Annotated in this window: 3 protein-coding genes; 2 read left to right on the top strand and 1 reads right to left on the bottom strand. The window is 71.5% G+C overall.

All coding sequences use genetic code 11. The features are described 5' to 3' along the window. A partial coding sequence (locus ACE3Q3_RS24110; protein WP_374450366.1) for a PHA/PHB synthase family protein occupies positions 1 to 989 on the bottom strand: 989 nt, incomplete at its 3' end. Between the two features lie 193 nt (positions 990 to 1,182). Between ACE3Q3_RS24110 and ACE3Q3_RS24115 the strand changes: the two genes are divergently transcribed. Together ACE3Q3_RS24115 and ACE3Q3_RS24120 are read left to right on the top strand one after the other, a co-directional pair. After that, complete coding sequence (locus ACE3Q3_RS24115) at positions 1,183 to 1,881, top strand: CBS domain-containing protein (RefSeq protein ID WP_374450368.1); 699 nt, start codon at positions 1,183 to 1,185, stop codon at positions 1,879 to 1,881. 17 nt (positions 1,882 to 1,898) lie between these two features. Beyond that, positions 1,899 to 2,113: hypothetical protein (locus ACE3Q3_RS24120; RefSeq protein WP_374450370.1), on the top strand; the 215-nt coding region annotated here is incomplete at its 3' end.

A 2,113-nucleotide genomic window follows, 5' to 3' on the forward strand; every position in this document is an offset into this window, starting at 1 on the left:
GTCAGCAGCGTGCCGCCGAGGCAGTAGCCGACGCCGTGGATCGGCCGGCCCGGCAGGATCGCCCCGATGGCGTCGAGCGCCGCCATCACGCCGAGGCGACGATAGTCCTCGAGGTCGCGGTCGCGATCGCCCGCGTCCGGGTTTTTCCAGGAGAGGATGAACACGGTGTAGCCGCGCTCGACCAGCCAGCGCACCAGCGAGTTCCGCTGCGACAGGTCGAGGATGTAGTACTTCATGATCCAGGCCGGGACGATCAGGATCGGTTCCGGCCGCACGGCATCGGTGGCGGGCGCGTACTGGATCAGCTCCATCAGCGCATTGCGCCAGACGACCTTGCCCGGGGTGACGGCGAGGTTGCGGCCGACCTGGAACGCCTCGGCCCCAACCGGCGGGCGGCCGGCGACCGCCCGCTCCCAGTCCTCGAACAGGTTGGCGAGACCGGCCGCGAGGTTGCTTCCGCCGCTGGCGATCGTGCGCTCCAGCACCTCGGGATTGGTGAGGACGAAGTTCGACGGCGCGAACATGTCGAGGATCTGGCGCGATGCGAAGTCGACCGCCGCCTCGTGCTGGCGGGTGACGCCCGGCACCCCGACCGTAGCGTTGTGCCACCATTGCTGCTGCAGCAGGAACGCTTGGCTCATGACGTTCCACGGCCAGCGACGCCATGCGTCTGCGGTGAAGCGGTGATCCTGGGGCAGGGGTTCGATGCAGGGCGCCACATCGCCGTCGAGGCCGCAGCGGCCGGCATAGGCGGCGAGGCGCGCCCACTTTCGCCATGCCTTCTCGGCGAGATGAAAGCGGCGGCCGGGCGCCATCGCGAGATGCACCCACCAATCGAGCGCGGCACCGGTCAGCGCGGCGGGCGACAGCCCCCCGGTGAGCCGCGCGACGTTGGCCGTGATCGAGCGATCGACCACCTCCGCCATCGCCTCCGAGGCGGACGGCACCTCCGTCGGGGTTTCGGGCGGGGGCGCTGCGACCGACTTCACCGGAGCGATCCTAGCCGTCGGGTTCCTGGCACCCCTCATCGACGAACTCCTGTCCTGCTGCCGAACGACCATTGTCGGCCGCCAAACTAGCGTGGCCGTATGGCGGAATGATGATCTGCGTCAACGACGCGCCCCCGACCGCCGGGCCAACCTGTCGCCGTCCGGCCGGAAAGAGCCGCCAGAGGAGAGCCAGATGCGCGCACGCGACGTCATGACGACCGCTGTCCACACCGTCACCCCGGCCACCCCCATCCTCGATGTCGCCCGGCTGCTGGTCGAGAAGCGCATCAGCGCCGCCCCGGTGGTCGACGCGGCCGGCCGCATCGTCGGCATCGTCAGCGAAGGCGATCTCATCCGCCGGAGCGAGATCGGTACCGAGCGCCACCGGCCCTGGCTCCTGCGCTTCCTCTCCGACCCGCAGACCCTGGCCGCGGACTACGTCAAGTCCGAGGGGCCGACCGCCGACGCGGTGATGACCCGCGACGTCGTGACCGTCGGACCCGACGCGACCCTCGACCGCGTCGCCGCGACGATGGAGCGGCACGGGATCAAGCGGGTGCCCGTCGTCGACCAGGGACAGCTCGTCGGCATCATCAGCCGCGCCAACCTCGTCCAGGCGATCGTCGCCCATGGCGCGCCGGCCACCCGGCCGACGGGCACCGGCGAGAGCGACGCGGCGCTGCGCGACCGGCTGGTCGAAAAGCTGAAGCACGAGCCGTGGTTCGGCGGCCCCACCTTCAACGTCATGGTCGAGGGCGGCGTCGCCCATCTCTGGGGCTTCGTGCGCACCGAGGACGAGCGCCGGGCGATGGTGGTGGCGGCGCAGACGCTGCCCGGAATCCGCGGCGTCGAGGACCACCTGACGATCGCCCGCTGGGACTTCGGCGTCTAGCGCCAGGGGCGGGGGGCTTGGACGAGCAGGCCGGCTGGAGCGTCGTCCTCGACGCGCCCGAGGCGGGACTGCATGTCGAGTGGCGGCCGGCCGGGCCGCTCCGGCTGCACGCCCCGCCGATCTTCCGCTGCGACTGCAACACGCCGGTGCTGACGGAGGGCGGGCGGACGCTCGCCTTCCCGTCGCATTTCCGGCCGCGCGGCCACAGCCTGCGCCGCGTCGGCACGCCGCC

The sequence above is a fragment of the Allostella sp. genome, from assembly GCF_041913585.1.
Classification (GTDB): domain Bacteria; phylum Pseudomonadota; class Alphaproteobacteria; order ATCC43930; family Allostellaceae; genus Allostella.